Raw genomic sequence first — 18451 nt, 5'->3', positions numbered from 1 at the left:
GCCGACTGTCTTCAGCATAGCGCCGAGCTTGCCACCGGGATGGAAGACGCTGAAGTCCTGCGGCTTGAACCCGCGCAGCTCCAGCAGCGCCACGGCAAGGGCGTCGCCCAAGGCCATCTGCAGGGTGGTCGAGGTGGTTGGCGCGTTCAACTGGTCGGCGGCCTCCGGCGCGTCGGGGATGCGCAGCACGATGTCGGCGGCGCGGCCCAGGGCGCTGTCGGCCACTGCTGTGATGGCGATCAGCGGGATCGAGAAACGCACCGCATAGGCGATTACGTCGGCCAGTTCGCGGGTCTCGCCGGTCTTGGAGAGCGCCAGGATCACGTCGTCGGCGCCGATCATGCCCAGGTCGCCGTGGCTGGCCTCGGTGGCGTGGACGAACATGGCGACCGAGCCGGTGGAGGCCAGCGTCGCTGCGATCTTGCGCGCCACATGGCCGGATTTGCCGATGCCGGTCAGCACGATGCGGCCAGCCTTGTCGCCGGTCTGGGCGTCGAACAGCGTCTCGACCGCGCGGGCGAAGGCTTTGTCGAGGTCTGCGCCCAGTTGCCCAAGCGCGTCGGCTTCGGCGGCCAGCACCCGGCGGCCGACCGCGATGGCGTCGAAATCCGTCATTGTCCGGAATTTCTCATTGAGAGGGTGCGAGCGCCTGGGTCTGCATGTCCCGCACGGCGGCCTTCTGCTGATTGCCGCGCCGCTGTGCCGCCAGGGCTTCGCGCTGCATGGCCGCCTGCATGGCCGGCGTGCGCTGGATGGGCATGTAGCCGAACGGCGCGGGCGAGCGGTCGCCCAGGCCCTGTGGCCAGATGCTGGCGAAGGCCACCGCGGCAATGGCGGCGAGCGCCAGGGCGGGCAGGTAGAGACGGTCGAACATGCCAGGCTCTATAGCCGCTTCGTCCGCGTCGGACCAACCGTTGCGTCGGCCCGCCCAGCGGATAGAAAGCCCATCTACCGGTAGCCTGCGGAGCTTAAGCCCTTGCCCACCCTGATCCTGCTGCGCCATGGCCAGAGCCAGTGGAACCTGGAGGACCGCTTCACCGGCTGGGTGGACGTCGACCTGACCGCTGAGGGCGAGGCCCAAGCCCGGAAGGGCGGCGAGCTGATCGCCGCCGCCGGGATCGCCATCGATCGCTGCTACACCTCGGTGCTGACCCGGGCGATCCGCACCTCCTGGCTGGCGCTGGCCGCCGCCAAACAGACCTTCGTGCCGGAGGTGAAGGACTGGCGGTTGAACGAGCGCCACTATGGCGGCCTGACGGGCCTGAACAAGGCCGAGACCGCCGCCACGCACGGCGAAGACCAGGTGAAGATCTGGCGGCGCTCTTACGATGTGCCGCCGCCGCCGCTGGCGCCCGGCGGCGAGTTCGATTTCGCCAAGGACCGCCGCTACGCCGGCGCGGTGCTGCCCGACACCGAGAGCCTCGAAACCACGCTCTTCCGCGTGCAGCCCTATTGGGAGGCTGAGGTCGCGCCGAAGCTGGCGGCCGGCGAGACCTTGCTGGTCGCCGCCCACGGCAATTCCCTGCGCGCCATCGTGAAGCTGCTGTGGGGCCTGAGCGGCGAGGCGATCGTCGGCGTAGAAATCCCCACCGGCAATCCGCTGCTCATCGAACTCGACGGCGCTCTGAAACCGATCAGCGCCCGCTACCTGGACGAGGCGCGCGCCCAGCCCTTGCCGAGAAACTAGCCGAAAGAACTGCATCCATGGCCGCCGCCGACGAAGTCTGGATGGGCCGCGCGATTGAGTTGGCGCGCGCCAATGTCGGCAAGACCGGCGACAACCCGTCGGTAGGCTGCGTCCTGGTCAAGGACGGCGGCGTGGTGGGCGAGGGCGCGACGGCCGAGGGCGGACGGCCACACGCCGAGGAGATCGCCCTGGACGCCGCGGGGCCTGCCGCCGCCGGCGCGACGGCCTACGTCACCCTGGAACCCTGCGGTGAACGCTCATCCGGCGCGGCGTCCTGCGGCGAGCGTCTGGCACGCGCGGGCGTCGCCCGGGTGGTCGTCGCCTGCGCCGATTCCTCGGCTCTTGCGTCGGGGCGAGGCCTCGATCGACTGGCGCAGGCAGGCATCGCCGTCAACCTGGGCGTGGGCACGGAAGAGGCCGCGGCGCTCTATCGCGGCTACCGACCACAACCTTAGCGCTAAGGGATTGGAAATGGGGCGTTAATCATCCGCGTCTAGGATCGGGTAACCATTCCGTTTGTCCGGCGAGCTGCATGTCTGAATCCCCCAATGTCGCGCGCCGGATCACGCAGGCGGAAGCCGATCAGATCTGCGCCCGGCATGACCGGCTGTGGAGCTCCAAGCCCGGCGGCGCGCGCGCTGTGTTCGCCTGGATGGACCTGTCCGGCATCGACCTGTCCGGCAAGAACCTCTGCGACGCCGACTTCTCCGGCGCGGTGATGGCGGGTTGCCTGCTGGCGGCCGCGCGGCTCGACCACGCGACCCTGTTCGGCGCCGATCTGCAGTCCGCGGACCTTCGCGGCGCCTCGCTGCGGCGGGCCGACCTGCGCGGCGCCTGCCTGCGCAACGCCGACCTCACCGGCGCCGACATGTTCGAGGCCGACCTGCGCGAGGGCATCCTGGCCGCGGCCGATCCCAAGTTCGGCTTCCGCCGCATCGAAGCCGGCGGCGCGAGCCGCGTCGGCGACGCCCAGGGCGCCAAGCTGGTGGGCGCCAATCTCGAACGCTCCAAGCTCTCCGGCGTCATCGCCGTGAAGGCCGACTTCACCGACGCCATCCTGAAGGACGCCCGCCTGGTGCGCGCCAACCTGAAGCAGGCGACCCTGAAGGGCTGCAACCTCTCTGGCGCCGACCTGTCGGGCGCGGACCTGGGCGGCGCCGACCTGCGCGACGCGGTGCTGGTAGGCGCCAAGACCCTGCAGTGGAACGTCTCCAACGCCAACATGACCGGCGCCCTGACCGACAAGCCGGCGGGGATCGCCGCCTCCAGCCTGCCCTACAAGACCATGATCCAGGATCACGCCCGGTGGTGCGAAACCGGCGGCCTGCACGGCGCGCCCTCGGTGTTCGACAACGCCGACCTGCGCGCGCTGGAGACGGTGCGCGGCTACAACCTCACGGCGCTCTCGGCCAAGGGCGCGGTGTTCTACGGCCTCGACATGGAGGGCGTTCAGCTACAGGGCGCGCATCTCGAGGGCGCGGACCTGCGCAATTGCAATCTTCGCCGCGCCGATCTGCGCGGCGCCAAGCTCGCCGACGCCAAGCTTTCCGGCTCCGACCTGCGCGAGGCGCAGATGGGTCCGCTGCTGCTGGGCGCCGACCGCGTGCTTGCCTGCGACATGCGCCGCGCCGAGCTGAAGGGTTCGGACCTCACCGGCGCCGATGTGCGCCAGGCGCTGTTCATCGACGCCGATGTCTCCCGCGCCAACTTCACCGGAGCTCTGTTGCGCCAGGCGAACTTCAACGGCGTCTCCCGGCACGGCGCCCGCGGCCTCGACGACACGCTCTAGCGATCCCGGGCGGCGCCCACGAAAAAGGCGGCGCGATCACTCGCGCCGCCTCGTTCATTCCGTGCGGTGGGCTACGCCGCCTTTTCGCCTTCGATCAGGCTGGGCTGGCCGACGTTGATCTCAACGCGGCGGGGCTTCAGTGCTTCGGGCAGTTCGCGCTTCAGGGCGATGGACAGCAGGCCATCGGCCAGGGCGGCCTCGGTCACCACCACATAGTCCGCGAGCTGGAACTTGCGCTCAAAGTTCCGCTCGGCCAAGCCGCGGTGCAGGAAGCGGCGCGGCTCGTCATTGGCGACCTTGCGGCCGGTCACGGTAAGGAGGTTTTCCTTGACCTCGATGGAGAGTTCTTCCGGACGGAAGCCGGCCACCGCGATCTCGACGCGATAGGCGTTCTCGTCAGTGCGCTCGATGTTGTAGGGCGGATAGCCCGTGGCGCCGTCAGCGGCGGCGTTGTCCAACAGGTCGGCCAGGCGGTCGAAGCCGACGACAGAGCGGTACAGGGGGGAAAAATCGATCGTTCGCATGCGTCACATCCTTCTTGTCTAAGCAAGGTTGCGGTTCAGATGGGTCTGCGAGCCAGAAGGCCTCGCGGCGCCCAGAAGGCCCAGACATCCGGCGCCTTCGGGCGATGAGGTAGGCGCGCGATTTTCCGGTTCAAGGTCTTGCGCCACGGAGTTGGGTTGCTGTGCGTCTTTGACCCTGGGGCGCCTGCGCGGTAGGCCTAGGTCGAAGCGACGCTGGGGGGCGTGGCGAGGTCCGATGGCGTATTCCGGCATTTCCGTTTCGCGGCGAGGCGTCGTGCTGGGCGCGATGGCGCTTGCCGGCTGCTCGGCCGGTCGGCCAAAGGGCGCGGCCCCGCCCGCGACCATCGAGGCTGCAGTGGCCGGCGCCTGGCGCACCCCTGCCGACCGCGCGCGGGACGCATTCCGACACCCGGTCGAGTCGTTGAAATTCTGGGGGCTGCAACCGCGCCAGACGGTGGTCGAGTTCTGGCCCGGCGCCGGCTGGTACACCGACATCGTCGCGCCCTATGTGACGGCGACGGGCGGCAGGTTCATCGCCGCCGATCTGACCCCCGCCGATCCCGATGGTCAGGCCATGGTGCAGGCCTACCGCCGCCGTCTGGAAGCCAGTCCCGGGCTCTACGGCAAGGTGAGCTTCGCGGCGTTTGGCCCGGGCAGTGGCGCTGTGGCGCCGGCCGGGACGGCGGACCTGGTCCTGTTCCTGCGCAACCTGCACGACTGGATGGCGGCGGGTCTCGCGGAGAAGGCGTTCCGCGACGCCTTCACCGCGCTCAAGCCCGGTGGCGTCTTAGGCATTGAGGAGCATCGCGCCGACCCGGCGGCGACGCCCGATGTTATGGCCAGCTCCGGCTACGTGCCCCAGGCCTATGCGATCCAGCTGGCCAAGGAGGTGGGCTTCGAGCTGGCTGCGGCCAGCGAGATCAACGCCAATCCCAAGGACCATCACGACCACCCGTTCGGCGTCTGGACCCTGCCGCCGGTGCGCCGCTCGTCGCCCATAGGCCAACCGCCAGATTCCAAGTTCGATCACACGCCATACGACGCCATCGGCGAGAGCGACCGGATGACCCTGAAACTCATCAAGCCTGTCGCGGCGCACGCGTGACGGTTTACTTCGCACACGTCTGAAGCGAAGGTCTGCGTCGCAGTTGAAACAGTCGGAGGCTGGGAGTTCGCGCATGGCGACGCTTGAGGAGCTGACCGATCGGATCCGCCGCGCCGCGGCGTCCGAGGCCGGCCCCGCGGGCCTGGTTTCGTCCATCAAACTCGACCTCAAAGGCGAGGGCGTGATCCACATCGACGGCGCGGCCGTGACCAACGACGACCTGCCCGCCGACCTGGTGGTGACCGTGGCGCTGAAGGATCTGGCCGCGCTCGGCAAGGGCGAGCTCGATCCGACGCGGGCGATGATGACCGGGCGCCTCAGACTGTCGGATATGGGGCTCGCCATGCGTTTGCAGCCGACGATTCAATCCCTGTTCTCCAAGGCCGCGTAAGACCTGCTCAGATGCTCGACCCGGCGCCCCTGATCGAGACCGCCGACGCCAAGGCTCCGCCCGGCGGTGAAGCCTCGTGGTTCGCCGGCGCGGGCGGGGCGAAGCTGCGCGCGGCGCTGTTCACGCCCCCGAACCTGGCGAAGGGAAGCCGCGTGCGCGGCTCGATCATCCTGTCGGGCGGTCGCACCGAGGTGATCGAGAAGTACTACGAGTTCATCGGCGAATGCCTGGATCGCGGCTTCGTGGTCCTGGCCCACGACTGGCGCGGGCAGGGGCTGTCTCAGCGCGATCTGGCCGACCCGCTGAAGGGCCACGCCAAGGGCTACAAGGCCTACCTCGACGACTTCCGCGCCCTGTTGGGCGCCTACGCCGATCGGCTGCCGAAGCCCTGGGTCGCGGTGGCCCACTCCATGGGCGGTGGCCTGGCGCTCCTGGCCATGGCGCAGGGGGAGACCCGGTTCGCGGGCGCGATCCTTTCGGCGCCCATGCTGGGTCTGCGCACCCCGTTCCCGATGCTGGTCTCCAAGTTCCTGACCGGACTCAACATCGCGCTCGGCCAGGGCGGGCGGTACACCGTCGCCGGGCCAGGCGCGCCCTTCGACGCGCCGTTCGACGGGAACGCCCTGACGCACGACCCGGTGCGCTATGCGCGCGCCTGGGGGCTGGTCGCCGCGGAGCCGAAACTGGCGCTCGGCGGTCCGACCTGGGGCTGGGTCGATTTCAGCCTGCGCGCCACCGCCTACCTCGCCCGGCCTGACGCCCTGCGGAACGTCACTGTGCCGGTGGTCATTGTATCTGCTGAAGCCGACCAGCTTGTCGACAACGCGGCCCAGGCCGCCGCCGCCCGCCACCTGCCGCAGGGAAAGTTCATCAACGTCCCCGGCGCCTTCCACGAAATCCTGATGGAGACCGACCCGATGCGTAACATCTTCCTGAGGGCGCTTGACGCGCTCACCGGCCGTGTCGCCCCGACGCCCGCCGAGCCGCCGAAATCCACCCCTGCGCCTGCGCCGACACCCGCGCCGGCTCCGGCCGCCGCCGCGCCGACGCCGAAGCCCGCTGCGTCCGTCGGCGCCAAGCCGGTCGTGGTCAAACCTGCCGGCGCCAAGAAGCCGGCAACGAAGAAAGCCGCGGCCAAGAAACCGGCGGCGAAAAAGTCGGCCGCCAAGCCCGCGGCGGTGAAGGCGCCGGCCGCGGCCAAGGCTCCGGCTCCCGCGAAGGCCGCAGCCAAGCCGGCCGCGGCCAAGAAGGCGCCCGCCAAAAAGCCGGTGGCCAAGAAGGCTCCCGCCAAGGCCGCGGCCAAGCCGGCTGTGGCGAAAGCCCCGGCGGTGAAGAAGCCTGCCGCGAAACCCGTGGCTAAGCCGGCGGCGGCCAAGAAGCCCGCCGCAGCCAAGAAACCCGCTGCGGCCAAGAAGCCGGCGGCGAAGAAGCCGGCCGTCAAGCCTGCGGCCGCCAAGGCGCCGACCACGGCCAAGCCGGCTGCGGCCAAGAAGCCTGCGGCGGCTAAGAAACCCGCGGCCAGGAAGCCGGCGGCGGCGAAGCCTGCGCCGAACAAGGCTTAGGCGGCGGCCGTCCGCAGGACGGCCAACGCCGCATCCAGGCAGGCGCGGTCGCCCGCGATGGCGACCCGCCCGCCGTGGGCGCCCACCGGCTGGCCGTCCCAGTCGGTGGTGATCCCGCCCGCGCCGGCGATCACCGGGATCGCGGCGTCGATGTCCCAGGCCTTCAGGCCGGTCTCGACTACCAGGTCGAGCGTCCCTGCCGCGACCATGGCGTAGGCGTAGGCGTCGCAGCCCAGCCGCGCCAGCCGCGCCGCCGCCCGCACCGCGCGCCAGGCCTCGCGTTCGGCGCCTTCGAAGATAACCGGGTCGGTGGTAGCGATGATCGCGCCGGAGAGCCCCGGGCAGGGCCGGACCTTCAGCGGACGGCTCTGGCCCCGGGTTTCCAATCGCGATCCGCCGGCGTGGCCGATGAACAGCTCGCCGATGTAGGGCTGGCCGATGGAGCCCAGCACCGGCGTTCCGTTGTGGCGCAATCCGATCAGCGTCGTCCAGACGGGCAGACCGGCAATAAACGCCCGCGTGCCATCGACGGGGTCCAGGACCCAGACGAACTCGGCGTCGGGCCGGTCCTCGCCATATTCTTCGCCAATGACCCCGTGGTCGGGATAGCGCGCCTCGATCAGGGCGCGGATGGCGCGCTCGGCGCCCTTGTCGGCTTCGGTGACCGGGTCGAAGCCCTTGGCACCGCCCTTGTCGACCAGGCCGTGGTCCGCGCGGAACAGCGGCAGGATTGCGCCGCCGGCCGCCCGGTTGAGCTCGACCAGGAAGTCGTCGAGCTCAACGATCTTTTCGGAGGGGAGTCGGTCGGGGGTCTGGGCGGTCATGCGACCGCTTTACCCCCTGGCGCGGCTCAGGGAAACGCGTGCCCCGGCGTGACGTCGGGATCGGTCTCATTCAGGGACTTTGCGAGGTCCAGCAGACGTTGGCGGGGGCGTTCGCTCAGGGCGTAGAAGGCCTGGATCAGATCCTTGGTCTCCTTGCCCTGATGGGGCTCCGGGGGCTCGGGTTCCCTTTCGACAAGGGATTCCTGGCCAAGGCCTTCATAGAAGTAGCTGACCGGTACTTCGAGCACCTCAGCCAGTTGCCAGAGGCGGGCCGCCGACATGCGGTTGGCCGCGCACTCGTACTTCTGGATCTGCTGGAAGCGCACGCCGCAAGCGCCGGCGAGCTGCTGCTGGGTCAGACCCAGAATCCGGCGGCGACGGCGAAGCCGACGACCCAGATGAATATCGATCAAGTCCATCATGACGCGACGCCCATCCTCCTCAAACCCCTTTGTCCCAGACCGGGACGGCACGCGGGGTCCGCCGCAAGCCCCGCGCCAAATGCGCGCGTTGCTAAGGTTACGGAGCCAGCCTTAGTAAAGATGCATGACAGAATCTCGGGTTCCCTGGCGACGGACGCTTCTGTGGCATATCGAAGCTTGGCTATATGATTTTGCACGGTTTTTAGCCCGACTGTGCCCTGTGGACACTGTTTCGGATTTCGGCGCACGGCTGTTCCGCACCGTGGGTCCGTTAACCAGCGCGCACCATGTGGCGGAAACCAATCTGCGGATCGTCTTCCCAACAGCGTCCGACGCGGACATCCGAAAGATGCTGCGCGCCCAGTGGGACGAAACGGGCAGATGGGTGGCTGAATTCCTGATCCTCGACCGGATTGCCGAGGAGCCGGAGCGCGTCCAGGTCGAAGGCCTTGAGCACCTGACGGCCCTGGCGCGCGGCGAAGGACCGGCCGTGTTGATCAGCGGCCACTTCTCCAACTTCGACGTCATGGCGCTGGCCATCGTGCGGGCCGGCGTCCAGTGCCAGATCACCTATAGGGCCACCAACAATCCCTATGTGGATGCCCGCATCGTCGCCAATCGCCGCCGCTACGGCGTCAAGCTGTTCGCGCCCAAGGGCACAAGCGGCGCCCGCGAGCTGTTCCGCGCGCTCGCCCGCGGCGAGTCCGTCGCCCTGCTGAATGACCAGAAATTCAACGGCGGGATCGCCGCGCCGTTCTTCGGCAAGATGGCCCGCACCGCGCCCGGACCCTCGACCTACGCCCTGCGGTGTCATGTGCCGATCCAGCCGATGAGCGTACAGCGCATCGACAAGGCCCGCTTCAAGGTGATCGTGCACGAGCCGTTCCGGCTGGAAGACACCGGCGACCGAGAAGCCGACATCGTGACAGGCGTCCACCGCATCAACGCCTTCATGGAAGAGCGTGTGCTGGCCCGGCCCACCGAGTGGTTCTGGGTCCACAAACGCTGGCCCAAAGAAACCTATATGAAGAAATCCCGGGCGCTCGCCGCCCTGCGCTGAATTCGCGCGTTGCTAATGTCTAGAAGTCGACCCCTTAGTAATGGGACATGACACAAGCCCCACCGCCGACGCGACAGAACATCCAATGGCGCTTTGAAGCCTGGGCTTACGATTTCGCGCAATTTCTGGCCCGTTTGTTTCCCATCGACGCCGTGTCCGACTTCGGGGCCTGGCTGTTCCGAAACCTGGGGCCGCTGACGGGGCCGCACCGCACGGCGCGAACCAACCTCAGGATCGTATTCCCCGACGCGACGCCGGCGGAATTGGCGGCGCTGCTGCGCGCCCAGTGGGAGGAGACCGGCCGTTGGATCGCGGAGTTCCCGACCCTGGACCGCATTATCGCCGATCCCGCCCGGGTCGAAGTGGTGGGCGCCGAGCGCCTGTCCGAGATCGCGGCTGGCCAGCCCGTCGTGTTCATCTCAGGACATTTCTCGTCCTTCGAGATCATGTCGGCGGTGATCGTCCATTCCGGCGTGACCTCCCAGATCACCTACCGGGCCATGAACAACCCCTATGTGGACGAGCGTTTCCGGGAGAGCCGCTGGCGCTACGGCGTCCGGCTGTTCGCGCCTAAGGGATTGGCGGGCGCGCGGACGCTCCTGCAAGCCCTGGGGCGCGGCGAATCCGTGGCGCTGATGAACGATCAGAAGTTCAACGGCGGTGTGGCCGCGCCTCTGTTCGGGGTCATGGCGCACACGGCGCCTGGACCTTCAAGCTTCGCCCTCCGGTTCGGCATCCCGATCCAGCCCATGAGCGTGCAGCGGATCCACAAGGCCCGCTTCCGGGTGATCGTGCACGAGCCGTTCTTGCTGGAGGACACCGGCGACAGCGAGGCCGACATCGAAACCGGCGTGCGGCGCATCAACGCCTTCATCGAGGAGCGGGTGCTGGCCCGGCCCACCGAGTGGTTCTGGGTCCACAAGCGCTGGCCGAAGGAGACCTACAAGCGCGCGGCCTAGCCGTTGGTCTCGCGCCAGCGCTGCAGGGCCTCGGCGGGGCCGGCATAGGCCTCCTGCAGCGGCGCCGACCAGTAGCGCAGCTGTTCCAGCGGAACCTTCTTGCCGCTGACGGCGCAGACCACATAGCGGCCGGGTTTCAGCACGGCGAAGTCGCCGTCGCCGTAGTGCAGCTTGGCGAGGTCGGAGGCCGAAAAGTCGCGGTCGAAAGCGTTCATGACGCTCTATTTAGCGCGCCGGCCGGCGTCAGAACAGGTCACCCTGCGCGGAATTCGCGGTCTTTGACTTCGGCTTCAAGGGTTTGGCCGCCGCCGGCTCACCCGCCGCGCCCTCGATCACCGCCTGGCGGGTGATCTGGTCGCCGAACTTGATAGCGACTTCCTCGCCGCTCGCCAGGATAGCGCCGGCGTGGACGATGGAGCCGTCGGCGCGGGTGACCCGGGCGAAGCCGCGCTGCAACGGCCGGTCGGGGTCGACGGAGACATAGAGCTTGGACAGCGCCGCCAGCCGCTCGGAAGCCCGCTCCAGGCCGCGCATGACGCCTGGCTGCAGACGAAGGGCCACGCCCTCCAGCCGCTGGCGCTGCACCGCCTGCGGCCGTTGCAGGAGCAGGGGCGACAGGCGCGAGGCCACCCGCACTAGGTCGCGCTCATGGGCTGCGGCGTTCTTCGCCAACCCCGCCGCCAGCCGCCCAGAGACGATCCCGAACCGCTGGGTGGCGAGTTCGACCTGATCGGTGACCCGCGTGAGCGCCCGTCCGGCGGCTTCGACCCGCCCGCGGCGGTCTTCCACCGTCCGGCCGCCGCAACGGTGCATGCGTGCGCCGAGGTCGCCCACCAGCGCTTTCAGCTCGGCCAGGACCGGCGTCGCCATCTCGGCCGCCGCCGTCGGCGTGGGTGCGCGGCGGTCGGAGACGAAATCGATGAGAGTGGTGTCGGTCTCGTGGCCCACGGCGCTGATCAGCGGGATGCTGCAGGCCGCCACCGTGCGGGCCAGTTCCTCGTCGTTGAACGGCCAGAGATCCTCCACGGAGCCCCCGCCGCGAGCCACGATCAGCACGTCGGGCCGCGGAAGCGCGCCGCCCTCGCTCAAGGCCTCGAAGCCCCGGATCGCGGCGCCGACCTGAGCGGCGGCGGAGTCGCCCTGCACCACCACCGGCCAGACGATCACCCGGCAGGGCCAGCGGTCGCGGATGCGGTGCAGGATGTCGCGGATCACCGCCCCGGTCGGGCTGGTGATGACGCCGACCACCGCCGGCATCGAGGGCAGGGGCTGTTTGCGCTCCACCGCGAACAGGCCCTCGGCCGCCAGCCTGGCCTTCAGCCTCTCGAGCTGCGCCAAGAGGGCGCCCACGCCAGCGGCCTCCATGGTCTCGATGACGATCTGATAGCGCGAGCCCGCCGGGTAGGAGGTGATCTTGCCGGTGACGATCACCTCAAGCCCTTGCTCGGGCCGGATTCCGAGGCCGCGGACCTGGCCCTTCCAGACCACCCCGTCGATGGCCGCGCGCTCGTCCTTCAGCGTCAGATAGACGTGGCCGTTCGCATGGTGGGTGACCTTGGAGATCTCGCCGCGCAGCCGCACGAAGCCATAGGCGTCCTCCAGCGTCCGCTTCAGCGCGAACGCCAGCTCCGACACTGAATAGGGCTTGGCGTTGCCGTCTTCTGTGGGAGCGGCCTCAGACTCGGGAGCCGCATCGGTCATTCGCGGAGCGTAGCGGCGCCCTCAGATAAGGAAAAGGACGCGCCCGGCCCTGCTGGCGGAAAACCGCCGCGGGCCGAACGCGTCCCCATCCCCAACGGATTGGTAAGCCGCCTCACTTGACGGATCTCGGTGAACTAAATGTAGCGGCGCAGGCTCCTGGCGAGTTCGGCGGCGCCGGAGCGCTTCTTGGCCTGGGCCGGCTGATAGGCGACCTGGCTGTGTTCGTGGCAGTAGGGGCCGTCGTCGGCGCCGCGGCCGCAGAAGGTGAAATTGTCCATCGACGGGTCGCCGATCGGCCACTTGCACATATGGGCGCCGAGGGTCAGGACGGTGGCCGTGCCGGGGGCTTCGTCCACATAGCGCACCGGCGTCGGGTGCGGCGCGTGGCTGACCGGTTCGGCGATGCGGCGCGGAGCCGACGGCGCGGCGCTGATCGGACGCGCCGGACGCGGCGCCTTGAAGGTGGTGCGCGCCGGCTTCGAGGGCGTTGCGCGGCCTGAAAGGCCCAACCGGTGGACCTTGCCGATCACCGCGTTGCGGGTGACGCCGCCCAGTTGCTTGGCGATCTGACTGGCCGAAAGGCCGTCCTGCCAGAGCTTCTTGAGGAGTTCGACGCGTTCGTCCGTCCAGCCCATGTTCGCCTCCCGCCCTTGTTGCCGAAACGCACCCCTGCGGTTCGGATTCAACATCTTGTGGCGCCCAGCAATCTTGCTGCTCACCAACCACCACCAGTAGTAAACAACTCCTTAAGAGCCACAATAGGCGCCCTACCTTTCGTCCACAGGAACTAGATGTAGCGTCGCTGCGTCGCAGTTTGGACGTTTGAAACAGGCCAACGCCGCCATGCTCTTGCGAGGCGGCTTCGGGCGGCGCACATGAGGGGGCATGAAGGACATGGCCCTAACCGGAGCGGTGCTGCCGCCGCAGCCGCGCGACTACCCGAGCGTCAACTGGGAGGGGTTGAAGACCCTTTACGTCCGCGAGGTGCGCCGCTTCATCAAGGTGGGCATGCAGACCCTTGCGGCCCCGGTAGTCACGGCGCTGCTCTACATGCTCGTGTTTGTGGTCGCCGTCGGCGGCGGACGCAGCATCAATGGCGTGGCCTTTGGCACCTTCGTGGCGCCCGGCCTGATCATGATGCAGATCCTTTCCAACGCCTTCGCCAACTCCTCGTCCTCGCTGCTGCAGGCGAAGTTCAACGGCCTGATGGGGGACTTCATCACCCCGCCGTTATCGCCCTTTGAGCATCTGGTCGGCTTCGGCGCTGGGGCTGCGACCCGGGGCCTCGTCGTCGGCGCCGTCACCCTCGTGGCGATCGTGCCGTTCGCGCACCTGTCCGTGGCCCAACCCTGGGCGATCGCCTACTTCGGTCTGGGCGCGGCGCTGATCATGGGCTTTATCGGCATCATGGCTGGCCTATGGGCCGAGAAGTTCGATCACATGGCGGCGGTGACCAACTTCGTGATCATGCCGATGACCTTCCTGTCGGGCACCTTCTACCCGATCGACCGGCTGCCCGAGCCCTTCCGCAGCTTCTCCAACTTCAATCCGTTCTTCTACCTGATCGACGGCTTCCGCTATGGCTTCATCGGTCAGGCGGAAAGTTCGTTGGCGGTGGGGGCGGCGATGACAGGCGCGCTGGTCCTGGCGACCGGCTGGACCTGCTTTTGGATGTTCAGGACGGGCTACAAGATCAAGACCTGACACACGCTCGCGATTGACTTCGCGCCGCTACAAGACGAGAACGCCAAGCCTTCCAGTCCCCGTCGCAACCCGGCGGGGATGCTTCCGTTTTGGAGGGCTCTTCCGGTGACCGAGAAGACCGCGTCCCAAGCTCCCGCGACCGTTCCCAGCGACCACATCATGGGTGTCTACAGCCGCACCCCGCTGGCGTTCGAGCGAGGCGAGGGCGCGCGCCTCTACACCACCGATGGCGATGCCTATCTCGACTGCATGGCCGGTATCGCGGTCAATGCGCTGGGGCACGCCAACCCGATCCTGGTCGCGGCCCTGAAAGCCCAGGCTGAGAAGCTCTGGCACACCTCCAACATCTTCACGATCCCGAACCAGGAGAAGCTCGCCAAGGCCCTGACCGACGCGTCCTTCGCCGACGAGGTCTTCTTCACCAACTCGGGGACCGAGGCGATCGAGTGCGCCATCAAGACGGCGCGCAAGTACCACTGGGCGATGGGCGCGCCGGAGCGGATCGACATCATCGGCTTCGACGGCTCCTTCCATGGCCGCACGCTGGCGGCGGTAAATGCCTCGGGCAATGCGAGCTACCTGGAGGGCTTCGGCCCCCCAATGCCGGGCTTCGTGCACCTGCCGTTCGGCGACATGGACGCGCTGTGCGCCGCGGTCGGCCCGACCACGGCCGCCATCATCCTGGAGCCCGTGCAGGGCGAGGGCGGCGCCCGTTCCTGGCCGGAAGCGGACCTCACCGCCATCCGCAAGCTCTGCGACGAGACCGGGACGCTCTTGATCTACGACGAGATCCAGTGCGGCCTGGGCCGGACCGGCAAGCTGTTCGCCTATGAGTGGGCCGCCGACGCCGCGCCGGACATCATGGCCATCGCCAAGGCGCTGGGCGGCGGCTTCCCGGTGGGCGCGTGCCTGGCCACGGCGGAAGCCGGTCGCGGTATGACCGTGGGCTCCCACGGCTCGACCTATGGCGGCAACCCGCTGGCGATGGCGGTCGGCGAGGCCTCGGTGGCCGAGCTGGTGAAGCCGGAACTGATGGCCCACGTCCGCGAGCTCGTGGGCTACTTCAAGCAGCAGCTCGGCGGCCTCACCGAACGCTATCCCGACGTGGTCGAGGAGATCCGCGGCAAGGGCCTGCTGATCGGCCTGAAGCTGCACACGCCCAACCGCGAGTTCATGCAGCACGCCCGCGAGCAGCATCTGCTGATCGCCGGCGGCGGCGACAACTGCGTGCGCCTGCTGCCGCCGCTCAACCTGACCCTCGCCGAGGCCAGCGAGGCGATCGGGAAGCTGGAAGGCGCCTGCGAGGCGGCGCGCGCCAAGGTCCAAAGCCAAGCCAGGGCGCCGGCCGCGTGAGCCAGCCGCCCAGGCACTTCCTCGACCTTTGGAAGCTGCAGGGCTCGGACCTGCGCGCCATCCTGGAGGACGCCAAGCGGCGCAAGGCCGCGCGCCTCGGCTGGCCGAAGGGCCGGCCCGACGAGGATGCGGTCGGCGAGGGCCGCGTGCTGGCGATGATCTTCGAGAAGAACTCGACGCGGACGCGGTTCTCCTTCGACGCGGCCATGCGCCAGCTGGGCGGCGACGTGATCATCTCCAACGCCGTCGACATGCAGCTCGGCCGCGGCGAGCCGATCGAGGACACCGCCCGCGTGCTCTCGCGGATGGTCGATGCGGTGATGATCCGCGCCAACAACCATCAGGACGTCGAGCGCCTGGCGTTGTCCTCGGGCGTACCGGTGATCAACGGGCTCTCCGACAGGAGCCATCCCTGCCAGATCATGGCGGACCTCTTGACCATCGAGGAGCATCGCGGGCCGGTGGCGGGCAAGACGCTGGCCTACGTCGGAGACGGCAACAACGTCTGCGCCAGCTTCATCCACGCCGCGCCGAAGCTGGGCTTCCGGCTGAAGATCGCCTCGCCGGCCATCTATCACCCCGACCTGCACGATCTGGCCCGCGCGGCGCAGGAGCAGGGCATGGTCGAGGCCGGCGACGACCCGCGTGAGGCCGTCAAGGGCGCCGACGTGGTGATCACCGACACCTGGGTCTCCATGGGCGACACCGACCACGACGAGCGGATCGATGCGCTGGAGCCCTATCAGGTGGACGAGCAACTGATGGACCTGGCCAAGGGCGACGCGATCTTCCTGCACTGCCTGCCGGCCCACCGCGGCGAGGAGGTCACCGACGAGGTGATCGACGGGCCGAAGTCGCTCATCTGGGACGAGGCCGAGAACCGCCTCCACGCCCAGAAGTCGATCCTCGCCTGGTGCTTCGGGGCGATTTAGCCACGTTCGCATTTCAGCCTTGGGCTCCTATATGGGCGCGATGCCTTCTCCTCCCGTACCCGACGACGCGGTCACCGCTTTCCAGATCGAGGGCGAGCCCGTGCGGGGGCGCCTGGCGCGTCTGGGCCCGGCGATTGACGAGATCCTGCGCGCCCACGCCTATCCCGAGGCCGTCGCCAACCTGCTGGGCGAGGCCTGTGCGCTGGCCGGCCTGGTGGGTTCGAACCTGAAGTTCGACGGCCGGCTGATCATCGAGGCGCGTGGCGACGGCCCGGTGCGCTTCGTGGTCGCCGACTACGACACCTCCGGCGGCCTGCGCGGCTATTGCGGCTTCGACGCCGAGGCGGTCGCCGCGGTCAGCGGCGGGTTCGCGCGCCCCGGCGCCAGGTCGCTGCTGGGCGCGGGCCATTTCATGATGACCGTCGATCAGGGTCCGGACATGGACCGCTATCAGGGCGTCACCGCCATCGAGGGCGAGACCCTGGCGCTCTGCGCCGAGCAGTACTTCGCCCAGTCGGAGCAGACGCCGACCCGGGTTCGCCTGGCGGTCGGCCAATCGGACGGCCTGTGGCGCGCCGGCGGCATGTTGATCCAGTCGGTGGCCGAGGACGATGCGCGCGGCTCCACGACCGAGGCCTGGATCCGCACCCAGGCCTTCTTCGAGACGGTGGGCGAGGAGGAGCTGATCGATCCGGAGCTGTCGTCGCAGCACCTGCTGTTCCGGCTGTTCCACGAGGATGGCGTGCGCGTGTTCGGCTCGCAGCCGCTGCGCGCCTTCTGCCGCTGCTCGCAGGAGCGGATCGAGACGGTGCTGAAGTCCTTCGAACCGGCAGAACGCGCCGAGATGGTCGAGGACGACGGCCGCATCCACGTCACCTGCGAATACTGCTCCAGGACCTACGCCGTGGAGCCGGGCGCGCTGGAGACGGCGCCCGCCATCTAGGCGTCCGAACGCATGCGCAACAGGTAGTAGGCGCCGTTCACCGCACGGCCGCCTTCGCGGCGCAGCACGGCGGTGTGCTGGCTGACGATCTCGAAGCGTCCGGCGGCCAGACCGGCCACATAGGCCGGGCTGTGGGCGAACCGGCCGTTCCCGCGGAGCAGGAAGCCGTCACCCTCGGCATATTCGGTGGAGAAGGCGAACCAGCCGTCACCACGCAGCACCTTGGCGACCGCGGCGAACGTTTCCTCCAGGGCGCCCAGGTAGGGGAAGGTGTCGAAGGCCACGATCATGTCCCAGCACTGGCCCGGCGCGGCCAGGGCGTCCTTCAGGTCGCATTGGTCCAGGCTCTGGTAGAGGCCGCGCTCGCGGGCCTTGGCCAGCATGCCGCCGGACAGGTCGACGCCCGCCAGACGCCGCGCGAAGGGCGTCACGGCCTCGGCGCAGAGGCCTGTGCCGCAGCCGAGGTCGAGGATATCGAACGCGCCCTTGGGCTCGCCGCAGGCGGCCAGCAGGACGGTGAGCTGGGCCGGGCCGTCGTAGCCGAGTTTGTCCAGCAGATGCTCGTCGAAGCCCTCGGCGACCGCGTCGAAGCGTTGGGCGACCATGTCCGCCGGCTGGCGGTCCACCGGGCGGGCCAGCAGGGCGTCGCGAAGGTGCCGGGCCTCCACGGGGACCGGCTCGCGCGCGACCCAGGCCTCGGCCACCCGCACAGCGGCGGCCCGCTCGCCACCGGCGTCGAGCAGCAGCAGGGCGGTCTTGAAGTGGTCGTCGGGGGTGTCCTGCGGCGCGTCCGGCGCGCCGGCCAGGGCCGAGGCGATCAGGCCGCTCAGCCGCTTGGCTTCGGCGATGGGCGGCGTCGAATCCTCGAAGGCCACGGCGTCGGCCAGGGCGGCGTCGGCCTCGGCGAAGCGGCCGCATTTCAGCAGGGCCGCGCCCAGGTTGGCGCAGCCGCTGGCGCTCGGTCCGTCGAGCTCCACGGCGCGGGCGAAGGCTTCGGCGGCGGCGGGGAAGTCGTCCTGGGCCGTGCGCGCCATGGCGAGGATCTGCCAGGTCGGGCCGGTCTCGCCGCCGACGGCCAGGGCGGCGCGGCAGGCGGCCTCGGCCTCCGCGAACTGGCCGAGCTGGGCCAGGGCGGCGGCCAGGCTGTTCCAGGCCTGCGCCTGGGTGGGGTCGATCTCGACGGAGTGGCGCAGCGCGCTCGCGGCGTCTTCGTGGCGGCCCAGGTTGATCAGGGCCATGGCGTGGTGGTTCCACGACAGCGCCAGGTGCGGCGCGCCGCCCACCAGGGCGGTGAAGATCCGGGCGGCCTGCTCGAAGTCGCCCATCTGGAAGCGGCGCAGGCCGTGGCGGACGAGGTCGGTGACCTCCGCCGTTTCGGCGACGGCCGGCGCGGTCTCGGAATAGGCGTGGCGGGCTGACGAACGCATACCGGGACCTCTGCGGCGCGCGCCGGAACGGCGGGCCCTGTCACAGGGCTAGTTCGTACTGGCTAGCG

The 18451-nt window shown here is 69.1% G+C and carries 21 protein-coding genes; 12 read left to right on the top strand and 9 right to left on the bottom strand.

All coding sequences use genetic code 11. The annotated features are described in order from the left end of the window. A partial coding sequence (locus tag VHS75_RS08995; protein ID WP_329638273.1) for an SIS domain-containing protein occupies positions 1-615 on the bottom strand: 615 nt, incomplete at its 3' end. Positions 616-628: 13 nt separating this feature from the next. After that, positions 629-874 carry a hypothetical protein gene (locus VHS75_RS08990; RefSeq protein ID WP_329638272.1) on the bottom strand — a complete coding sequence of 82 codons (246 nt, stop codon included), beginning with the start codon at positions 872-874 and terminating at the stop codon, positions 629-631. Between the two features lie 102 nt (positions 875-976). On the opposite strand from VHS75_RS08990, the gene gpmA reads away from it, so the two are divergent. The 3 genes from gpmA (at position 977) to VHS75_RS08975 (ending at position 3476) form a co-directional block, all read left to right on the top strand. Then, positions 977-1687 (top strand): 2,3-diphosphoglycerate-dependent phosphoglycerate mutase, encoded by a 711-nt coding sequence (gpmA, locus tag VHS75_RS08985; protein WP_329638271.1) that lies wholly within the window; start codon positions 977-979, stop codon positions 1685-1687. A 17-nt stretch (positions 1688-1704) separates the two neighbouring features. Then, positions 1705-2142 (top strand): deaminase, encoded by a 438-nt coding sequence (locus tag VHS75_RS08980; RefSeq protein WP_329638270.1) that lies wholly within the window; start codon positions 1705-1707, stop codon positions 2140-2142. 77 nt (positions 2143-2219) lie between these two features. Beyond that, the gene (locus VHS75_RS08975; RefSeq protein ID WP_329638269.1) at positions 2220-3476 is read left to right on the top strand and encodes a pentapeptide repeat-containing protein; all 1257 of its coding nucleotides are present in this window, start codon (positions 2220-2222) and stop codon (positions 3474-3476) included. Positions 3477-3547: 71 nt separating this feature from the next. Here the strand turns inward: VHS75_RS08975 and VHS75_RS08970 are convergent, their stop codons facing one another. Beyond that, complete coding sequence (locus VHS75_RS08970) at positions 3548-4000, bottom strand: Hsp20 family protein (protein ID WP_329638268.1); 453 nt, start codon at positions 3998-4000, stop codon at positions 3548-3550. Between the two features lie 235 nt (positions 4001-4235). Here VHS75_RS08970 and VHS75_RS08965 point away from each other — a divergent pair, with 235 nt between their 5' ends. The 3 genes from VHS75_RS08965 (at position 4236) to VHS75_RS08955 (ending at position 7058) form a co-directional block, all read left to right on the top strand. Then, on the top strand, positions 4236-5105 hold the full coding sequence (locus VHS75_RS08965) for a methyltransferase (protein WP_329638267.1): 870 nt from the start codon (positions 4236-4238) through the stop codon (positions 5103-5105). Positions 5106-5178: 73 nt separating this feature from the next. Further along, the gene (locus tag VHS75_RS08960; protein ID WP_329638266.1) at positions 5179-5496 is read left to right on the top strand and encodes an SCP2 sterol-binding domain-containing protein; all 318 of its coding nucleotides are present in this window, start codon (positions 5179-5181) and stop codon (positions 5494-5496) included. Between the two features lie 11 nt (positions 5497-5507). Continuing rightward, a complete protein-coding gene (locus VHS75_RS08955; RefSeq protein ID WP_329638265.1) occupies positions 5508-7058 on the top strand; it encodes an alpha/beta hydrolase in 1551 nt (516 codons plus the stop codon). Here the strand turns inward: VHS75_RS08955 and hisN are convergent. Beyond that, on the bottom strand, positions 7055-7882 hold the full coding sequence (gene hisN / locus VHS75_RS08950) for a histidinol-phosphatase (protein ID WP_329638264.1): 828 nt from the start codon (positions 7880-7882) through the stop codon (positions 7055-7057). The two genes, VHS75_RS08955 and hisN, sit on opposite strands and share 4 nt — an antisense overlap. Before the next feature lie 26 nt (positions 7883-7908). Further along, positions 7909-8304 (bottom strand): helix-turn-helix transcriptional regulator, encoded by a 396-nt coding sequence (locus VHS75_RS08945; protein WP_329638263.1) that lies wholly within the window; start codon positions 8302-8304, stop codon positions 7909-7911. A 124-nt stretch (positions 8305-8428) separates the two neighbouring features. On the opposite strand from VHS75_RS08945, the gene VHS75_RS08940 reads away from it, so the two are divergent. Together VHS75_RS08940 and VHS75_RS08935 are read left to right on the top strand one after the other, a co-directional pair. Next, entirely contained in the window at positions 8429-9364 is a 936-nt protein-coding gene (locus VHS75_RS08940; RefSeq protein WP_329638262.1) for a lysophospholipid acyltransferase family protein, read from the top strand. A gap of 47 nt (positions 9365-9411) precedes the next feature. After that, positions 9412-10323, top strand: coding sequence for a lysophospholipid acyltransferase family protein (locus VHS75_RS08935; RefSeq protein ID WP_329638261.1), 912 nt, complete (start codon positions 9412-9414; stop codon positions 10321-10323). Here VHS75_RS08935 and VHS75_RS08930 read toward each other — a convergent pair. From VHS75_RS08930 to VHS75_RS08920, 3 genes are all read right to left on the bottom strand, one after another. Next, positions 10320-10538 carry a DUF2093 domain-containing protein gene (locus VHS75_RS08930; protein WP_329638260.1) on the bottom strand — a complete coding sequence of 73 codons (219 nt, stop codon included), beginning with the start codon at positions 10536-10538 and terminating at the stop codon, positions 10320-10322. The two genes, VHS75_RS08935 and VHS75_RS08930, sit on opposite strands and share 4 nt — an antisense overlap. A 28-nt stretch (positions 10539-10566) precedes the next feature. Beyond that, positions 10567-12024 (bottom strand): exodeoxyribonuclease VII large subunit, encoded by a 1458-nt coding sequence (gene xseA / locus VHS75_RS08925; protein ID WP_329638259.1) that lies wholly within the window; start codon positions 12022-12024, stop codon positions 10567-10569. A 134-nt stretch (positions 12025-12158) separates the two neighbouring features. Beyond that, positions 12159-12659, bottom strand: coding sequence for a GcrA family cell cycle regulator (locus tag VHS75_RS08920; protein ID WP_329638258.1), 501 nt, complete (start codon positions 12657-12659; stop codon positions 12159-12161). A gap of 250 nt (positions 12660-12909) precedes the next feature. Between VHS75_RS08920 and VHS75_RS08915 the strand changes: the two genes are divergently transcribed. From VHS75_RS08915 to VHS75_RS08900, 4 genes are all read left to right on the top strand, one after another. Next, entirely contained in the window at positions 12910-13728 is an 819-nt protein-coding gene (locus tag VHS75_RS08915; RefSeq protein WP_329638257.1) for an ABC transporter permease, read from the top strand. Between the two features lie 159 nt (positions 13729-13887). Further along, positions 13888-15081 carry an aspartate aminotransferase family protein gene (locus VHS75_RS08910; RefSeq protein WP_329638275.1) on the top strand — a complete coding sequence of 398 codons (1194 nt, stop codon included), beginning with the start codon at positions 13888-13890 and terminating at the stop codon, positions 15079-15081. Then, positions 15078-16013: an ornithine carbamoyltransferase gene (argF, locus tag VHS75_RS08905; RefSeq protein WP_329638256.1), complete on the top strand. Its 936-nt coding sequence runs from the start codon at positions 15078-15080 to the stop codon at positions 16011-16013. Before VHS75_RS08910 ends, argF begins: the two co-directional genes overlap by 4 nt. Before the next feature lie 40 nt (positions 16014-16053). Beyond that, the gene (locus VHS75_RS08900; RefSeq protein ID WP_329638255.1) at positions 16054-16956 is read left to right on the top strand and encodes an Hsp33 family molecular chaperone; all 903 of its coding nucleotides are present in this window, start codon (positions 16054-16056) and stop codon (positions 16954-16956) included. Here the strand turns inward: VHS75_RS08900 and VHS75_RS08895 are convergent. Continuing rightward, positions 16953-18383 (bottom strand): methyltransferase domain-containing protein, encoded by a 1431-nt coding sequence (locus tag VHS75_RS08895; protein WP_329638254.1) that lies wholly within the window; start codon positions 18381-18383, stop codon positions 16953-16955. The two genes, VHS75_RS08900 and VHS75_RS08895, sit on opposite strands and share 4 nt — an antisense overlap. Between the last annotated feature and the right edge of the window lie 68 nt (positions 18384-18451).

Source organism: Phenylobacterium sp., from assembly GCF_036264965.1.
GTDB lineage: Bacteria > Pseudomonadota > Alphaproteobacteria > Caulobacterales > Caulobacteraceae > Phenylobacterium.
The sequence above is the reverse complement of the archived record's forward strand: the minus strand, read 5'-3'. Positions and strand labels throughout refer to the sequence as shown.

Coding starts and splice junctions, on each gene's coding strand:
- VHS75_RS08990 (WP_329638272.1), bottom strand. CDS start 874: ATGTTCGACCGTCTCTACCTGCCCGCCCTGGCGCTCGCCGCCATTGCC.
- VHS75_RS08980 (WP_329638270.1), top strand. CDS start 1,705: ATGGCCGCCGCCGACGAAGTCTGGATGGGCCGCGCGATTGAGTTGGCG.
- VHS75_RS08975 (WP_329638269.1), top strand. CDS start 2,220: ATGTCTGAATCCCCCAATGTCGCGCGCCGGATCACGCAGGCGGAAGCC.
- VHS75_RS08970 (WP_329638268.1), bottom strand. CDS start 4,000: ATGCGAACGATCGATTTTTCCCCCCTGTACCGCTCTGTCGTCGGCTTC.
- VHS75_RS08965 (WP_329638267.1), top strand. CDS start 4,236: ATGGCGTATTCCGGCATTTCCGTTTCGCGGCGAGGCGTCGTGCTGGGC.
- VHS75_RS08960 (WP_329638266.1), top strand. CDS start 5,179: ATGGCGACGCTTGAGGAGCTGACCGATCGGATCCGCCGCGCCGCGGCG.
- VHS75_RS08955 (WP_329638265.1), top strand. CDS start 5,508: ATGCTCGACCCGGCGCCCCTGATCGAGACCGCCGACGCCAAGGCTCCG.
- hisN (WP_329638264.1), bottom strand. CDS start 7,882: ATGACCGCCCAGACCCCCGACCGACTCCCCTCCGAAAAGATCGTTGAG.
- VHS75_RS08945 (WP_329638263.1), bottom strand. CDS start 8,304: ATGATGGACTTGATCGATATTCATCTGGGTCGTCGGCTTCGCCGTCGC.
- VHS75_RS08940 (WP_329638262.1), top strand. CDS start 8,429: ATGACAGAATCTCGGGTTCCCTGGCGACGGACGCTTCTGTGGCATATC.
- VHS75_RS08935 (WP_329638261.1), top strand. CDS start 9,412: ATGACACAAGCCCCACCGCCGACGCGACAGAACATCCAATGGCGCTTT.
- VHS75_RS08930 (WP_329638260.1), bottom strand. CDS start 10,538: ATGAACGCTTTCGACCGCGACTTTTCGGCCTCCGACCTCGCCAAGCTG.
- xseA (WP_329638259.1), bottom strand. CDS start 12,024: ATGACCGATGCGGCTCCCGAGTCTGAGGCCGCTCCCACAGAAGACGGC.
- VHS75_RS08920 (WP_329638258.1), bottom strand. CDS start 12,659: ATGGGCTGGACGGACGAACGCGTCGAACTCCTCAAGAAGCTCTGGCAG.
- VHS75_RS08915 (WP_329638257.1), top strand. CDS start 12,910: ATGAAGGACATGGCCCTAACCGGAGCGGTGCTGCCGCCGCAGCCGCGC.
- VHS75_RS08910 (WP_329638275.1), top strand. CDS start 13,888: ATGGGTGTCTACAGCCGCACCCCGCTGGCGTTCGAGCGAGGCGAGGGC.
- VHS75_RS08900 (WP_329638255.1), top strand. CDS start 16,054: ATGCCTTCTCCTCCCGTACCCGACGACGCGGTCACCGCTTTCCAGATC.
- VHS75_RS08895 (WP_329638254.1), bottom strand. CDS start 18,383: ATGCGTTCGTCAGCCCGCCACGCCTATTCCGAGACCGCGCCGGCCGTC.